Raw genomic sequence first — 16,171 nt, 5'->3', positions numbered from 1 at the left:
TCCCACAGGGTCCGGGTCACACCGAAAATCTGTGGCAACCCGCTGACCCTGTGGGAGCGGGCTTGCCCGCGATGGGGCCGGTCAGCCCACCGCCAAAGCCTTGGCCAGACGCTTGGCCCGAGCCCCCGCCGCCAACTGCATCACTCCCTGATCACGCTGCCACATCTGCGCCCACTGCGGTTCACCCTCCGCCAATGCCCGATCAATCTCGGGCTTGAGCGCATCGAACTGCGCAAACAACCCTCCGAGCAACACATGGCCCGCTGGATTGTCCGGCGGCTGGCGGCTGACTTCGGCACACCCGGCCAACAGCGCCAGCAAGCGCAATTGCAAGGCTTGCGGCCAATCACTGTCGTGGCCGACGCCATATAGCCACGCGGTCATCGCGCTCAACACGTAAACATCTTCCAGGGTGCGAAACGGCTTTACATAAGCCGCCCAGCCATCCCCCGCGAGCAATTCACACAGCGCACCGTCCAGGTACAGCCGACCGTGGCTGATGTCCGGCATCAGCGGCAGTGCCGGGAGTTTTTCCACGCGTACGCCGGACTCGCCGGGACACACCACTGCCAGGCTCAGACGCGCTGATTCACCGGGTTCTTCGCTGCGTGCGGCGACGAGCAGCCAGTCCGCCGCATCGCCTGCGGTGACGAAATCCTTCTGCCCGTTGAGACGCAAATCGGTCAGGCGCGTTTGCATGTCCGCCGGGCGCAGGCTGCGCTGTTCGGTCGCGCACAACGCGCCAAGACTCGGCGGCGCACTCGGCCAGAGCATGCGCAAGGCCGCCTGGTAACCCACCAGAAACGCCAGCCCCGGCGTGGCCATGCGCCGCCCTCCCGCCACCGCCAGTTCGAACGGCGTCACGTTGCCCAAGTGCTCCAGCAAGGTGGTGAAGCCCTCAGCCAGATCAGCGACGGCGGGCAGTCTTTCACGGTTTTCGAGCAGGTTGGGCCAGGGCATAAGCGGCTCCTTGTGGGCTGTCATACAAGCATCACCAAACGTTCATGGCGATGACACCGGGGCTACATAGCCTGACTTTGCACAACATGGCTGCATAAAGAAAGTCGATCGGCTGCAACCCACGACGGGTTCAAGGCCCGTACGGAGATTCAAATGACTCAGATCGCCCGCATCAGCGACACCGGCAATGAACGCCGCCTGCAAGCCGAACGCCTGATCGGCGCCGAGGCCCTGCAGCAAGCCCAGGCCCTGCGGTTCAACGTGTTCAGCGGCGAGTTCAACGCCAAGCTGAAAGGCGCGGAACTGGGTCTGGACATGGATGACTATGATGTTCACTGCAGCCACATCGGCGTGCGTGACTTGAACACCGGGCGCCTGGTCGCGACCACCCGTTTGCTCGACCACACCGCTGCCAGCAGCCTCGGCAAGTTTTACAGCGAAGAAGAATTCAGCCTGCACGGCCTGCCGCATCTGCAAGGCCCGATCCTCGAAATCGGCCGCACCTGCGTTGACCCGGCCTACCGCAATGGCGGCACCATTGCTGTGCTCTGGGGCGAACTGGCCGAAGTGTTGAACCAGGGTGGCTACAGCTATCTGATGGGCTGCGCGAGCATTCCGATGCAGGACGGCGGCGTGCAGGCCCACGCGATCATGCAACGCTTGCGGGAACGTTACCTGTGCACCGAACACCTGCGCGCCGAACCGAAGAATCCGCTGCCGTCGCTGGACATTCCCTCGAACGTGATCGCCGAAATGCCGCCACTGCTCAAGGCTTACATGCGCCTGGGCGCGAAGATCTGCGGCGAGCCGTGCTGGGACGAAGACTTCCAGGTCGCCGACGTGTTTATCCTGCTCAAACGCGACGAGCTGTGCCCACGCTACGCCAAGCACTTCAAGGCGGCGGTGTGATGAGCCGGCTGCGCGTATACGTGCGAATTGCGCGGGTGCTGCTGGTGGTGACGCTGGGCCTGACCATGGCCAGCGTCTTTGGCGTGTTCGAGCGCATTGGCCTGGCGCACTCGATGCAGCGCCGGCAGCGCTGGTCGCGGTTCTTCATGGCGCGCCTGAGCAATGCCCTGCCCTTTCGCGTGAGCGTACACGGCGAGTTGCCGCAACAGCCGATGCTGTGGGTGAGCAATCATGTGTCGTGGACCGACATTCCACTACTGGGCATGCTCACGCCGCTGTCGTTTCTGTCCAAGGCCGAAGTGCGCACCTGGCCGGTGGCCGGTTGGCTGGCGGCCAAGGCTGGCAGCCTGTTCATCCGTCGCGGTTCGGGCGACAGCCAGTTGATCCGCAAACAGATGACCCGCCACCTGCAAACACAGCACCCCTTGCTGATGTTCCCGGAAGGCACCACCACCGACGGCCGCTCGCTGCGCACCTTTCACGGGCGCCTGCTGTCGGCGGCGATCGATTCAGAGGTGATGCTGCAACCGGTGGCGATCCGTTATCTGCGCGATGGCGAAGTCGACACGCTCGCGCCGTTCATTGGTGACGATGATCTGCTGTCGCACCTGATGCGTTTGTTCAGCCATGATTGTGGCGATGTCGAAGTGCACCTGCTCAAGCCGATCGCCTGCCAAGGGCGCGAACGTGCGGCGCTGGCGTTCGAAGCGCAGCAGGCGGTGCAGAAGGCTTTGTTTGGGACGATCCCGGAGAAACAGACAGCACCGATGCGCCCCGCTATTGCCGCCTGAACACAGATCCACTGTGGGAGCGGGCTTGCTCGCGAAAGCGGTAGATCATTCAGCATGTGTGTTGGCTGAACCAGCGCATTCGCGAGCAAGCCCGCTCCCACATGAGTTTCAGGGCGATGATTGATGTTGTGCGAAATCCTGCAACTGCGGATAGAACAAGCGGAAATCCTCACTCAACGGCCCATACAACCGCCGCAGCTCCCCCATCGCCCCCGCCAATTCCTCCGGCCGGGTCAGGCGCCGGGCGATCCCGCGCAGCACCTGTTCCAGTACCTCGAAATCCTGATACGAACCCAGCCAGTCATTCGCAACCATGTGCGGCGCGATCTGCGCCAGGCGCTCGGGTAATTGCCGTTCACTCGACAGCACGCGGTAGACCTGGCGGGTGAACTGCTCCAGCGGCTGCTCGGCGTACTGCGTCCAGTCGCGTGCCAGGCAATGATCGAAGAACACATCGAGGACGATCCCGGCGTAGCGTCGGCGGGTATCGGTAAACCGCCCCAGTGCGGTGTCGACCAGTGGGTGGCGATCAGTGAACACATCGATCCGCCGATGCAACTGGATCGCCGCTTCAACCTGTGGTGAAAACTGCCCCTGCAGCCGGCCTTTGACGAAATCGCCGTACAGACTGCCGAGTAATTGCTCGGGGTGCTGGCCTCCGAGGTGCAAATGTGCGAGATAGTTCATCGGCGCAGCTTAGCACCGCGCCCTCGTTTCAACACTCAACGTATCGTTATAACCCGATATACCGATTTTCGCGGTCGTCAGATCGAATTCATATTGGTATATCGCGAAATACCGATTTAAAGTTCGCCTCATCGCGATATAGCGCTACAGATCCCGAGCACAAAGCCATGAACCTCGACCTCGACGAAATAATAAAAGCCCTGGCGCACCCAGTACGGCGAGACATCCTTATCTGGCTGAAAGACCCCAAAGCCCAGTTTCCAGAGCAACTGCACAACCACGAGTACGGCATCTGCGCCGGGCAGATCGACCAACGCTGCGGCCTGTCGCAGTCGACCGTTTCCGCCCATCTGGCGACCCTGCAACGCGCAGGGCTGATCAGCAGCCAGAAAGCCGGCCAGTGGAACTTCTTCAAACGCAACGAGGACGTGATTCAGGCGTTCCTCGACGCCATCGTCAAAGAGCTCAGCGCTCCCGAAAGGAATTGATTCAAATGCCCCTCTCGCTACTCATCCTCGCCTTGAGCGCCTTCGCCATCGGCACCACCGAGTTCGTCATCATGGGCCTGCTGCCCGATGTGGCGGCCGATCTCGGTGTGTCGATCCCCGGCGCTGGCTGGCTGGTGACCGGTTACGCCCTGGGCGTGGCCATCGGTGCACCGTTCATGGCACTGGCCACCGCCCGCCTGCCACGCAAGGCGGCCCTGGTAGCGCTGATGGGGATTTTCATCGTCGGTAACCTGCTGTGCGCCATCGCCAGCGACTACAACGTGCTGATGTTCGCCCGTGTCGTCACGGCGCTGTGCCACGGCGCGTTCTTCGGTATCGGTTCGGTGGTCGCCGCCGGGCTGGTCGCGCCAAACAAGCGCGCGTCCGCCGTGGCGCTGATGTTCACCGGCCTGACCCTGGCCAACGTCCTCGGCGTGCCGCTGGGCACCGCGCTGGGTCAGGAAGCCGGCTGGCGCTCGACCTTCTGGGCGGTGACCGTGATCGGTGTGATAGCGCTGATTGGCCTGATCCGCTTCCTGCCGGCCAAGCGTGACGAGGAAAAACTCGACATGCGCGCCGAACTCGCCGCCCTCAAGGGCGCCGGCATCTGGCTGTCGCTGAGCATGACTGCGCTGTTCGCCGCGTCGGTGTTCACCCTGTTCACCTACGTCGCGCCGCTGCTCGGCGAAGTCACTGGCGTGTCGCCGCGTGGCGTGACCTGGACGCTGGTGCTGATCGGCCTGGGCCTGACCGTCGGCAACATCATCGGCGGCAAACTGGCTGACAAAGGCATGGCTGCCACGTTGATCGGCGTGTTCATTGCGATGGCCGTGGTCTCCACCGTGCTGACCTGGACCAGCGTTGCGCTGATCCCCACCGAAATCACCCTGTTCCTCTGGGCCACTGCGTGTTTCGCCGCGGTACCGGCGCTGCAGGTCAACGTGGTGACCTTCGGCAAGGCCGCGCCCAACCTGGTCTCGACCCTGAACATCGGCGCGTTCAACGTCGGTAACGCCCTCGGCGCCTGGGTCGGCGGCACCGTCATCGCCCGCGGTTACGGCCTGACCAGCGTACCGCTGGCCGCCGCCGCGCTGGCCGTGTTGGCGCTGCTGGTGACGCTGATCACTTTCCGTCAGAACGGCGACGCCGGTCTGGCCCCTGCCACTCACTGATTAACCATTTAACTGACGAGGGTTGTACACATGGCAACTATTTTCGATCCGATCAAACTGGGCGACCTCGAGCTGTCCAACCGCATCATCATGGCCCCGCTGACCCGCTGCCGCGCCGACGAAGGCCGGGTTCCGAACGCGCTGATGGCCGAGTACTACGTGCAACGGGCCTCCGCCGGCCTGATTCTCAGCGAGGCCACCTCGGTGACGCCGCTGGGCGTCGGCTACCCGGACACCCCGGGCATCTGGTCCAACGACCAGGTGCGCGGCTGGACCAACGTGACCAAAGCCGTACACGCTGCCGGCGGCAAGATCGTCCTGCAACTGTGGCACGTCGGCCGCATCTCGCACCCGTCGTACCTCAACGGCGAAGCGCCGGTGGCCCCGAGCGCGATTCAGGCCAAAGGTCACGTCAGCCTGGTGCGCCCACTGGCCGACTACCCGACCCCGCGTGCCCTGGAAACCGCTGAAATCGCCGAGATCGTCGAGGCCTACCGCACCGGTGCCGAGAACGCCAAAGCGGCCGGTTTCGACGGCGTGGAAATCCACGGCGCCAACGGCTACCTGCTCGACCAGTTCCTGCAAAGCAGCACCAACCAGCGCACCGACAACTACGGCGGCTCCCTGGAAAACCGCGCGCGTCTGCTGCTGGAAGTGACTGACGCGGCGATCGACGTCTGGGGCGCCGGCCGTGTCGGTGTGCATCTGGCTCCGCGTGCCGACGCTCACGACATGGGTGACGACAACCTTGCCGAGACCTTCACTTACGTCGCTCGCGAGCTGGGCAAGCGTGGCATCGCCTTCATCTGCTCGCGCGAGAAAGAAGGCGCCGACAGCCTCGGCCCACAACTGAAACAAGCCTTCGGCGGCGCGTACATCGCCAACGAGCGCTTCACCAAGGACAGCGCCAACGCGTGGCTGGCTGAAGGCAAGGCCGACGCGGTGGCGTTCGGCATTCCGTTCATTGCCAACCCGGATCTGCCGGCACGCTTGAAGACTGACGCCCCGCTGAACGAGCCACGTCCAGAGCTGTTCTACGCTAAGGGCCCGGTCGGCTACATCGACTACCCGACGCTGTAAGCCTTAGCGCAGCAACGAAAAAGCCCCCGACTTGTGAAAGTCGGGGGCTTTTTCTTGGGCTTGTCCGCATCTGGAGATCCATAGTGGGAGCGGGCTTGCTCGCGAATGGGTATGTCCATTCAACATCCGGGTTGGCTGGCGCACCGCTTTCGCGAGCAAGCCCGCTCCCACAAGGGCATCCTGGTGAAGTCTGAGTTTCCTGGACGCTGTCGTTATTGACGACAGCTCACACTCGTTCACAAGGACGACACAAAATCCCTACAAAATCCGTAGCCCGCTGCGTTTACACTCGCGCCCCGCCATTGCATGAAAGCAATCAGGCTCGAGGTCGCCAATAACGCATTTTCTTTCATTTGCGCAGGCTCGGGCTCAGGCGCAGCATGTCCAGTCCCGTATCGACCCAGCGCTCGGCTTCGGCATGCAGCTCGAAGCTGTCGGGCGCCAGGAGCCATCCATACAGGAGGCCATCGATATAGCCATGAATGCTGATGGCCGCGCGGGCAGTGTCGAGATCTTCCGGCAACTGGCCGCGATTCACCGCATTGCGCAGGGCCAGGGCGATGCGCGAGTTGCAATCGAGACTGACCTCCCGCCGCTGCTGGCGCAAATCGCACATTTCATCGGTGAATTCGCACTTATGAAACAGAATTTCGTTGATCCGCCGGGTTTTCGGGTCCAGCGCAACCTGATGAAACAGGTGAATCAGCAACTGGCGCATGCAGCCCAGTGGATCAAGCTCATCTTCACTCTCGCTGGCCCGGGCCAATGCATCCAGAGGCTCGCGCAAGGCGTCGAACATGGCCTGCACCAGATCGGCCTTGTTGCTGAAGTGCCAATAGATGGCACCGCGCGTGACGCCGGCCAGGGTCGCGATGTCCGCCAGGGTCGTGCGCGCCACACCGCGTTCATAAAACGCTTTCTCGGCCGCTTCGAGAATCTGGCTTCGCGTTTCTGCAGCTTCCTCTTTGGTACGACGGACCATGGCAGTAAAACCTCAAACAGGGTGTTTCAGGGATGGCTGAATATCCACTGAATAAAGAGGGGGACGATCTCTCACGAATCGACTCCCCGGCCTACAATTTCAAACCTTGCGACGACTTTTGTAACAGGGTGGATACGACGCCAGGGTGTTTACAAACAACCATGAACGTAAGTATATTCATTAGCAAGCTACTTATCCACCCGAGACGATTTTTTTACCCTTCCACACTTCTTGTGCGCTTTTCGCGCGCCTGACCCGAGGATCTTCATGCAATTCAAGCCAGCTGTTACCGCTCTGGTCACTGCCGTCGCCCTGGCATCGCTGCTCAGCGGATGTAAAAAGGAAGAAGCGGCCCCGGCCGCTCCGCCTCCTCAGGTCGGCGTCGTCACCCTGCAACCACAAGCGTTCACCCTCACCTCCGAACTGCCGGGCCGCACCAGTGCGTTCCGCATCGCCGAAGTTCGACCACAGGTCAACGGCATCATTCTCAAGCGACTGTTCAAGGAAGGCGGCGATGTCAAAGCCGGCCAGCAGCTGTATCAGATCGATCCATCGGTTTATGAAGCGACCCTGAAAAGCGCCGAAGCCAACCTGCGTTCGACCAAGTCGATCTCCGACCGCTACAAGCAACTGGTCGACGAGCAGGCCGTGAGCCGTCAGGAATACGACACTGCCGTGGCCAACCGCCTGCAATCGGAAGCCTCGCTGCAGAGCGCGCAGATCAACGTGAAATACACCAAGGTGTACGCGCCGATCTCCGGCCGCATCGGTCGTTCTTCGGTGACCGAAGGTGCATTGGTCAGCAACGGCCAGGCCGACGCGATGGCGACGATCCAGCAACTGGACCCGATCTACGTTGACGTCACTCAGTCCTCGGTTGAACTGCTGGAACTGCGCCGCGAGCTGGAAAGCGGTCGTCTGCAGAAGGCCGGCGACAATTCGGCAGCGGTCAAGCTGACGCTGGAAGACGGTAGCCAGTACAAGCTCGACGGTAAGCTGGAATTTTCCGAAGTGTCGGTCGATCCGACTACCGGTTCCGTGACCTTGCGCGCGGTGTTCCCGAACCCGGATCACACCCTGCTGCCGGGCATGTTCGTCCGCGCCCAGTTGCAGGCCGGGGTCAACGCTGCCGCCATTCTGGCGCCGCAACAAGGCGTGACCCGTGACCTCAAAGGCACCCCGACCGCACTGGTCGTCGGCGCCGACAACAAGGTCGAGCTGCGTCAGCTCAAGGCCAGCCGCACCGTCGGCAGTCAATGGCTGATCGAAGATGGCCTGAAAGCCGGCGATCGTCTGATCACCGAAGGCCTGCAATACGTTCGCCCAGGTGTTCAGGTCAACCCGACTGAAGCGACCAACGTAGCCAAGAAGAACCCGGCCCCCGCTCAGGCAGCTGACAAAGCCGCTGGCGGCAAAGGGGAGTAACTCATGTCAAAATTCTTCATCGACCGTCCGATTTTCGCCTGGGTAATTGCTCTGGTGATCATGCTGGTCGGGGCACTTTCGATCCTGAAATTGCCGATCAACCAGTACCCGAGCATTGCGCCGCCGGCCATTGCGATCTCCGTGACCTACCCGGGCGCTTCGGCGCAAACCGTGCAGGACACCGTGGTCCAGGTGATCGAGCAGCAGCTCAACGGTATCGACAACTTGCGTTATGTGTCCTCGGAAAGTAACTCCGACGGCAGCATGACCATCACCGCGACCTTCGAGCAGGGCACCAACTCCGACACCGCGCAGGTGCAGGTTCAGAACAAGCTGAACCTCGCCACCCCGCTGTTGCCGCAGGAAGTGCAGCAACAAGGTATCCGCGTCACCAAGGCAGTGAAAAACTTCCTGTTGGTGATCGGTGTGGTTTCGCGTGACGGCAGCATGACCAAGGACGACCTGTCCAACTACATCGTGTCGAACATGCAGGACCCGATCTCGCGGACCGCCGGTGTCGGTGACTTCCAGGTCTTCGGTGCCCAGTACGCGATGCGCATCTGGCTCGACCCGGCCAAGTTGAACAAGTACAACCTGACCCCGGGCGATGTCAGCGCCGCGATCTCGGCTCAGAACGTCCAGGTGTCTTCCGGTCAGCTCGGCGGTCTGCCGGCGTTGCCGGGCCAGCAACTGAACGCGACGATCATCGGCAAGACCCGTCTGCAGACTGCCGAGCAGTTCAAGGCGATTCTGCTGAAGGTGAACCAGGACGGCTCGCAAGTGCGTGTCGGCGACGTCGCTGACGTCGGTCTGGGCGGTGAGAACTCCAGCATTTCCGCGCAGTTCAACGGCAGCCCGGCTTCCGGTCTGGCGGTAAAACTGGCCAACGGCGCCAACGCCCTCGACACCGCCAAAGCCCTGCGCAAGACGATTGACGACCTCAAGCCGTTCTTCCCGCAAGGCATGGAAGTGGTGTTCCCGTACGACACCACGCCAGTGGTGACCGAGTCGATCAAGGGTGTGGTTGAAACCCTGGTCGAAGCGATCGTGCTGGTGTTCCTGGTGATGTTCCTGTTCCTGCAGAACTTCCGCGCCACCGTGATCACCACGATGACCGTGCCAGTGGTATTGCTCGGTACCTTCGGCATCCTCGCCGCCGCCGGTTTCAGCATCAACACCCTGACCATGTTCGGTATGGTGCTGGCCATCGGTCTGCTGGTGGACGACGCCATCGTCGTGGTGGAAAACGTCGAGCGGGTGATGAGCGAAGAAGGCTTGTCACCGAAGGAAGCGACCAAGAAGTCCATGGGCCAGATCCAGGGCGCACTGGTCGGTATTGCCCTGGTTCTGTCGGCGGTACTGCTGCCGATGGCGTTCTTCAGCGGTTCCACCGGGGTGATCTACAAGCAGTTCTCGATCACCATCGTCTCGGCCATGGCCCTGTCGGTCATGGTTGCACTGATCTTCACCCCGGCACTCTGCGCGACCATGCTTAAGCCTATTGCGAAGGGTGACCACGGCACGCCGAAAAAAGGTTTCTTCGGCTGGTTCAACCGCAATTTCGACCGCGGCGTCAGAAGTTATGAGCGCGGTGTCGGCAACATGCTGTCGCGCAAAGCGCCTTATCTGCTGGCGTACTTGCTGATCGTGGTCGGCATGATCTGGCTGTTCACCCGCATTCCGACCGCGTTCCTGCCGGAAGAAGACCAGGGCGTACTGTTCGCCCAGGTGCAGACCCCGGCCGGTTCGAGTGCCGAGCGTACTCAGGTGGTGATCGACGAGATGCGCAGCTACCTGCTGGATAAAGAAGCAGGCGCAGTGTCCTCGGTGTTTACCGTGAACGGCTTCAACTTCGCCGGTCGAGGTCAGAGCTCGGGTCTGGCATTCATCATGCTCAAGCCGTGGGGCGAGCGGGATGCGAGCAACAGCGTGTTTGCCCTGGCCCAGCGTGCCCAGCAGCACTTCTTCAGCTTCCGTGATGCGATGGTGTTTGCATTCGCCCCGCCCGCGGTACTGGAGTTGGGTAACGCCACCGGTTTCGACGTGTTCCTGCAAGACCGCGCCGGTATCGGTCACGAGAAACTGATGGAAGCGCGTAACCAGTTCCTCGGTCTGGCGGCGCAAAGCAAGGTGCTCTATCAGGTGCGTCCGAACGGCCTGAACGATGAACCGCAATACCACCTGGAAATCGACGACGAGAAAGCCCAGGCCCTTGGCTTGAGCCTCAGCGACATCAACAGCACCCTGTCGATCTCCTTCGGTAGTAGCTACGTCAACGACTTCATCGACCGTGGTCGGGTGAAGAAGGTTTACGTACAAGGTCAGGCCGGTGCTCGCATGAGCCCTGAAGACCTGAAGAAATGGTACGTGCGCAACAACGCCGGGACCATGGTGCCGTTCTCCGCATTCGCCAAAGGCGAGTGGATCTACGGTTCACCGAAGCTGGCCCGTTACAACGGCGTAGAAGCGATGGAAGTGCTCGGCTCTCCGGCGCCGGGTTATTCCACCGGTGAAGCGATGGCCGAAGTTGAAGCGATCGCCAAGAAGCTGCCGGCCGGTGTCGGTATCTCCTGGACCGGTCTGTCCTATGAGGAACGTCTGTCGGGTTCGCAAGCGCCAGCGCTGTACGCCCTGTCGCTGCTGATGGTGTTCCTGTGTCTGGCGGCGCTGTATGAAAGCTGGTCGATTCCGATCGCGGTCATGCTCGTGGTACCACTGGGGATTATCGGTGCGCTGATGGCCACCAGCCTGCGCGGTCTGTCCAACGACGTGTACTTCCAGGTGGGTCTGTTGACGACCATCGGTCTGGCGGCTAAAAACGCCATTCTGATCGTCGAGTTCGCCAAGGAACTGCATGAACAAGGGCGCAGCCTGCGCGATGCGGCGATCGAAGCCTGCCGCATGCGTCTGCGCCCGATCATCATGACCTCGCTGGCCTTCGTCCTCGGTGTTGTACCGTTGGCGATTTCCACTGGCGCCGGTTCAGGCAGTCAACATGCGATCGGTACCGGCGTGATTGGCGGTATGCTCACGGCCACGATCCTGGCGATTTTCTGGGTCCCACTGTTCTTCGTTACGGTTTCGTCCCTGGGCCAGCGTAAAATCGCTGACAAGGATGAAACGACTGAAACCCCTAAAGAGGCTGGCCAATGAGCAAGTCGCTACTCTCCCTCGCAGTCGCCGCCTTCGTGCTGAGCGGTTGCTCGCTGATCCCCGATTATCAGCGCCCTGAAGCACCGGTCGCGGGCCAGTACCCGCAGGGCCCGGCGTACTCGCCGGCCCAGGCGCCGGCGCAAACCGCTGCCGAGCAGGGCTGGAAGCAGTTTTTCCATGACCCCGCCCTGCAGCAGTTGATCCAGGTCGCGCTGGAAAACAACCGCGACCTGCGTGTTGCGGCGCTGAACATCGACGCTTACGCGGCTCAATACCGCATCCAGCGTGCCGATCTGTTCCCGGCCGTCTCGGCCAATGCCAGCGGCAGCCGTCAGCGGGTTCCGGCCCGTGCCTCGCAGACGGGCGACGCGAGCATCACCAGCTCGTACTCCGCCACCGTCGGCATCAGCGCCTACGAACTCGACCTGTTCGGTCGGGTTCGCAGCCTGAGCGAGCAAGCGCTGCAGCAATACTTCGCCACCGAAGAAGCGCGGCGCAGTACCCAGATCAGCCTGGTGGCCAACGTGGCCAACGCCTACCTGACCTGGCAGGCCGACAAGGAACTGCTCAAGCTGACGCAAGACACCCTCGGTGCCTTCGAGGAAAGCTACAAGCTGACCAGCCGCAGCAACGAAGTCGGCGTGGCCTCGGCGCTGGATCTGGCGCAGTCGCGCACCTCGGTGGAAAACGCCCGGGCGCAACTGGCCAGGTACACGCGTCAGGTGGCTCAGGACGAAAACAGCCTGACCCTGCTGCTCGGCACTGGCATCCCGGCCAATCTGCAAGGGACCAAACCGCTGTCGGACGACCTGCTCAGCGACGTTCCGGCCGGTCTGCCTTCAGACCTGCTGCAACGGCGTCCGGACATCCTTCAGGCCGAACACAATCTGAAGGCCGCCAACGCCAATATCGGCGCCGCCCGCGCGGCGTTCTTCCCGAGCATCAGCCTGACCGCCAACGCCGGCAGCCTGAGTCCGGACCTGTCCGGGCTGTTCAAGGGGGGATCGGGCACGTGGCTGTTCCAGCCGCAGATCAACCTGCCGATCTTCAACGCCGGCAGCCTGCGCGCCAGCCTCGACTACGCCAAGATCCAGAAGGACATTGGCGTGGCGAACTACGAGAAGTCGATCCAGACCGCCTTCCAGGAAGTCGCCGACGGCCTGGCCGCACGCCAGACCTACACCGAGCAGTTGCAGGCGCAGCGTGACTTCGTCGCGGCCAACCAGGATTACTACCGCCTGGCCGAGCGCCGTTACCGCATCGGCGTCGACAGCAACCTGACCTTCCTCGATGCCCAGCGTCAGCTGTTCAGCGCGCAACAGGCGCTGATCACCGACCGCCTTGCGCAGCTGACCAGCGCGGTCAACCTGTACAAGGCACTGGGTGGTGGCTGGAATGCGCAGACCGCGCAGAACGAGCCGGTGAAAGAAGAAGCACCGAAGATGAAGCTGTTCTGATCATCCGGTGAATACAGGAAGCCCGCCTTTTGGCGGGCTTTTTGTTGCCTGCCGGAAAATTGTTTTGTCTGGGCTGACCTCTTCGCGAGCAAGCTCGCTCCCACAGGGAACGCATTTCAAATGTGGGAGCGAGCTTGCTCGCGAAGGGGCCCTTAAATCGCCTCAAAAATCCGGATCAATCTTGCGTTCGATAATCGCCCAAAACCCGCTTTCCCCGATTGAAACCCGCCCTGCGCCCACCGCACCATTCGATCCACAAAACCAATAACAACAGGTTCGACACCATGCTCCCGCGCCCTGCCCCGTCCGGCTGATCTCTCGCCGTCTGATTCCAGAATGCACAACTTCGTGACTGCCCCGAAACGGCGGCAACGATTTCGTTCGACCCAAAAAAATAACAAGAGACCTTGCGATGACCCATCCCACTGCGCCGTATGCATTTACTGGCCTGATCGCTCTGACACTGGCTGGCGCCGCGTTGCCGGCGGTGGCCGAAGACAGCGGTTTTTTTGAAGGGGCCAAGGCCAACCTGAACCTGCGCAACTTCTACATCAACCGCAACTTCACTAACCCGAACAAGGCGCAGGGCAAGGCTGAAGAATGGACGCAGAGCTTTATCCTCGACGCCAAATCCGGTTTCACCCAAGGCACCGTCGGCTTCGGCATGGACGTGCTCGGCCTGTATTCGCTCAAGCTCGATGGCGGTAAAGGCACCGGCGGCACGCAGTTGCTGCCGCTGGATCACGACGGGCGCCCCGCAGACAATTTCGGCCGCACCAACGTCGCGTTCAAAGCCAAACTGTCGCAGACCGAAATCAAGGTTGGCGAATGGATGCCAGTGCTGCCGATCCTGCGTTCGGACGACGGGCGTTCGCTGCCGCAAACTTTCCGTGGCGGGCAGATCACTTCGAAGGAAATCAACGGCCTGACCCTGTACGGCGGCCAGTTCCGCGCCAACAGCCCGCGTGACGACAGCAGCATGAGCGACATGTCGATGACCGGCAAAGCGGCGTTCACCTCCGACCGCTTCAACTTTCAGGGTGCTGAATATTCTTTCAACGAAAAACGCACGCAGATCGGCGTGTGGAACGCCGAACTCAAGGACATCTACAGCCAGCAATACGTCAACCTGATCCACAGCCAGCCCGTGGGCGACTGGACCCTGGGCGCCAATCTCGGTTTTTTCTACGGCAAGGATGACGGCAGCGCCCGCGCCGGCGAGCTGGACAACAAGACCTGGTCGGGAATGTTCTCCGCGCGTTACGGCGGCAACACTTTCTACGTCGGCCTGCAGAAACTCACTGGCGACAGCGCCTGGATGCGGGTCAACGGCACCAGCGGTGGCACCCTGGCCAACGACAGCTACAACGCCAGTTACGACAACGCCCAGGAACGCTCCTGGCAGCTGCGCCACGACTACAACTTCGCCGCCCTCGGCATCCCCGGCCTGACCCTGATGAACCGCTACATCAGCGGCGACAACGTGCACACCGGGACCATCACCGACGGCAAGGAATGGGGCCGCGAATCGGAACTGGGCTACACCGTGCAAAGCGGCGCCCTGCGCGACCTCAACGTGCGCTGGCGCAACTCGACCATGCGCCGCGACTTCAGCACCAACGAGTTCGACGAGAACCGTCTGATCATCAGCTATCCGATCAGCCTGCTCTGATCCACCGCGCCGGCAGCGCATGGGCGATGCCGGCGACCACCACTGGTCAGTCCGACTGGCGATTTGTCGCGACGCAGATACATTCAATCAGGTGTGTAAATTCTCCAGTCTGATGTAGGAGCCTTAAGTTTTCTTCCGTTATCTCCGGATGCTGTACGCGAAGCTGCCTTGGCCACGGAGGTCAGGTATGAGCAAGCGAATAGTTATCGTCAGTGGCGGTGTAGGTGGAACCATGCTGGCCAATCAATTGGTCCGCAAGCTGTATCCCGAAGTTCTACGCGGCGACGTGTCGATTGTATTGCTGTCCAACTCCCCCGATCACTACTACAAGCCCGCGTTCATGTACGTGGCGTTCAATCAATTCTTTGAAGAAGAGCTCAAGCGGCCCGAGCGATCCTTGCTGCGTCCGGAAATCACCTTTGCAGTGGAGGAAGTCACGCGCTTCGATTTCGTTGCTCAAAGCCTGCTGACCCGCAGCGGCAAGCGTTACAGCTATGACTTTCTGGTGATCGCCACGGGTTGTGTACCGGCACCGGAGCGCATCGAAGGTCTGCGCGAAGCCGGCGACCATTTCTATCAATATGAGCCTGCCCGGCAGTTGGCGCAGCGCTTGAGTACGATCAACAAAGGCCGGATCTTCATCACCGTCTCGTTCCCGCAAACCCCCAATGTCCCGCACCAATGCGGTATCGCCCCGGTAGAAACCACGCTGATGCTCGATGACTACCTGCGCCGACGTGGCGTGCGCAATCAGGTGGAAATTGTCTACACCTACCCCACCATCGCCCAGCTGCTGCGCAATTGCCTGTTTTTGCAACGCCCGACCGGCAATGTACTGCCCGGCATCTTCGAGCAAAAAAACATCCTCTACCAACGCGGCTTTACCCTCAGTCATGTCGATGTCGAGCGCAAAATTGCCTATTCGGCCGAGGGCGCATCCGAGTCTTTCGATATTTTGCTGGCGACCCCACCGATCCGTGCCGTGGATGCGGTACTGCAATCGGGCGCCTCACAAGCGCCAGACAACGAGGGCTGGCTGCCGACCAATCACGAAACGCTGCAGGTATACGGCCTGGAGAACGTGTACGTGATTGGGGACACCGTCGATCTGCCGGTGAGCAAGGCAGGGGGGCCTGCCATAACCAGGCCCCGGTCATTGCCAACAATATTGCCGGAGAAATTCGTCTGGGATCGTCCATTAGCGCTTATGACGGACGGGTTCAGGCCGTGGCGCAGATGGGGCTCAACGCCGGTATGCCACTGTGGTACGACTACGCACACGACGTTACACCGACACCCCCGACCAAACTCGGCGGTCTGCTCAGAAACGGCTTCAATCGCGGTCTGTATTGGGCCGTTGCCCGCGGCATGCTTTGACCCTGCACAGGGAGGAGT

12 protein-coding genes and 1 pseudogene are annotated in these 16,171 nt (G+C 61.4%); 10 read left to right on the top strand and 3 right to left on the bottom strand.

The window, feature by feature from the left end; all coding sequences use genetic code 11:
- Nucleotides 1-81: 81 nt before the first annotated feature.
- The gene (locus tag ACXR0M_RS18175; RefSeq protein ID WP_458833167.1) at nucleotides 82-960 is read right to left on the bottom strand and encodes an acyl-CoA dehydrogenase middle domain-containing protein; all 879 of its coding nucleotides are present in this window, start codon (nucleotides 958-960) and stop codon (nucleotides 82-84) included.
- Between the two features lie 153 nt (nucleotides 961-1,113).
- Between ACXR0M_RS18175 and olsB the strand changes: the two genes are divergently transcribed.
- Together olsB and ACXR0M_RS18165 are read left to right on the top strand one after the other, a co-directional pair.
- Nucleotides 1,114-1,869, top strand: a complete 756-nt coding sequence (gene olsB / locus ACXR0M_RS18170) for an L-ornithine N(alpha)-acyltransferase (RefSeq protein ID WP_458833166.1) — start codon at nucleotides 1,114-1,116, stop codon at nucleotides 1,867-1,869.
- The gene (locus tag ACXR0M_RS18165) at nucleotides 1,869-2,660 is read left to right on the top strand and encodes a lysophospholipid acyltransferase family protein (RefSeq protein ID WP_458833165.1); all 792 of its coding nucleotides are present in this window, start codon (nucleotides 1,869-1,871) and stop codon (nucleotides 2,658-2,660) included. Before olsB ends, ACXR0M_RS18165 begins: the two co-directional genes overlap by 1 nt.
- A gap of 108 nt (nucleotides 2,661-2,768) precedes the next feature.
- Here ACXR0M_RS18165 and ACXR0M_RS18160 read toward each other — a convergent pair whose 3' ends face one another.
- Entirely contained in the window at nucleotides 2,769-3,347 is a 579-nt protein-coding gene (locus ACXR0M_RS18160; RefSeq protein ID WP_458833164.1) for an acyl carrier protein phosphodiesterase, read from the bottom strand.
- Nucleotides 3,348-3,514: 167 nt separating this feature from the next.
- Between ACXR0M_RS18160 and ACXR0M_RS18155 the strand changes: the two genes are divergently transcribed.
- The 3 genes from ACXR0M_RS18155 to ACXR0M_RS18145 are packed head-to-tail and all read left to right on the top strand — an operon-like array spanning nucleotide 3,515 to nucleotide 6,087.
- Entirely contained in the window at nucleotides 3,515-3,835 is a 321-nt protein-coding gene (locus tag ACXR0M_RS18155) for an ArsR/SmtB family transcription factor (protein WP_458833163.1), read from the top strand.
- Between the two features lie 5 nt (nucleotides 3,836-3,840).
- Nucleotides 3,841-5,007: an MFS transporter gene (locus ACXR0M_RS18150; protein ID WP_458833162.1), complete on the top strand. Its 1,167-nt coding sequence runs from the start codon at nucleotides 3,841-3,843 to the stop codon at nucleotides 5,005-5,007.
- 30 nt (nucleotides 5,008-5,037) lie between these two features.
- Complete coding sequence (locus ACXR0M_RS18145; RefSeq protein WP_458833161.1) at nucleotides 5,038-6,087, top strand: alkene reductase; 1,050 nt, start codon at nucleotides 5,038-5,040, stop codon at nucleotides 6,085-6,087.
- Between the two features lie 349 nt (nucleotides 6,088-6,436).
- Here ACXR0M_RS18145 and emhR read toward each other — a convergent pair whose 3' ends face one another.
- Nucleotides 6,437-7,069, bottom strand: a complete 633-nt coding sequence (emhR, locus tag ACXR0M_RS18140) for an efflux system transcriptional repressor EmhR (protein WP_458833160.1) — start codon at nucleotides 7,067-7,069, stop codon at nucleotides 6,437-6,439.
- Nucleotides 7,070-7,336: 267 nt separating this feature from the next.
- On the opposite strand from emhR, the gene emhA reads away from it, so the two are divergent.
- From emhA to ACXR0M_RS18115, 5 genes and pseudogenes are all read left to right on the top strand, one after another.
- Nucleotides 7,337-8,494, top strand: coding sequence for an efflux RND transporter periplasmic adaptor subunit EmhA (gene emhA / locus ACXR0M_RS18135; RefSeq protein ID WP_458833159.1), 1,158 nt, complete (start codon nucleotides 7,337-7,339; stop codon nucleotides 8,492-8,494).
- Nucleotides 8,495-8,497: 3 nt separating this feature from the next.
- The gene (gene emhB, locus ACXR0M_RS18130) at nucleotides 8,498-11,647 is read left to right on the top strand and encodes an efflux RND transporter permease subunit EmhB (RefSeq protein ID WP_458833158.1); all 3,150 of its coding nucleotides are present in this window, start codon (nucleotides 8,498-8,500) and stop codon (nucleotides 11,645-11,647) included.
- Nucleotides 11,644-13,104: an efflux RND transporter outer membrane subunit EmhC gene (gene emhC, locus ACXR0M_RS18125; RefSeq protein WP_458833157.1), complete on the top strand. Its 1,461-nt coding sequence runs from the start codon at nucleotides 11,644-11,646 to the stop codon at nucleotides 13,102-13,104. Before emhB ends, emhC begins: the two co-directional genes overlap by 4 nt.
- A gap of 412 nt (nucleotides 13,105-13,516) precedes the next feature.
- Nucleotides 13,517-14,776, top strand: a complete 1,260-nt coding sequence (locus ACXR0M_RS18120; protein ID WP_458833156.1) for an OprD family porin — start codon at nucleotides 13,517-13,519, stop codon at nucleotides 14,774-14,776.
- A gap of 187 nt (nucleotides 14,777-14,963) precedes the next feature.
- Nucleotides 14,964-16,153, top strand: a pseudogene (locus ACXR0M_RS18115) (NAD(P)/FAD-dependent oxidoreductase).
- The last annotated feature ends 18 nt before the right edge of the window (nucleotides 16,154-16,171 follow it).

The organism is Pseudomonas sp. Eth.TT006 (assembly GCF_054456575.1).
The sequence above is the reverse complement of the archived record's forward strand: the minus strand, read 5'-3'. Positions and strand labels throughout refer to the sequence as shown.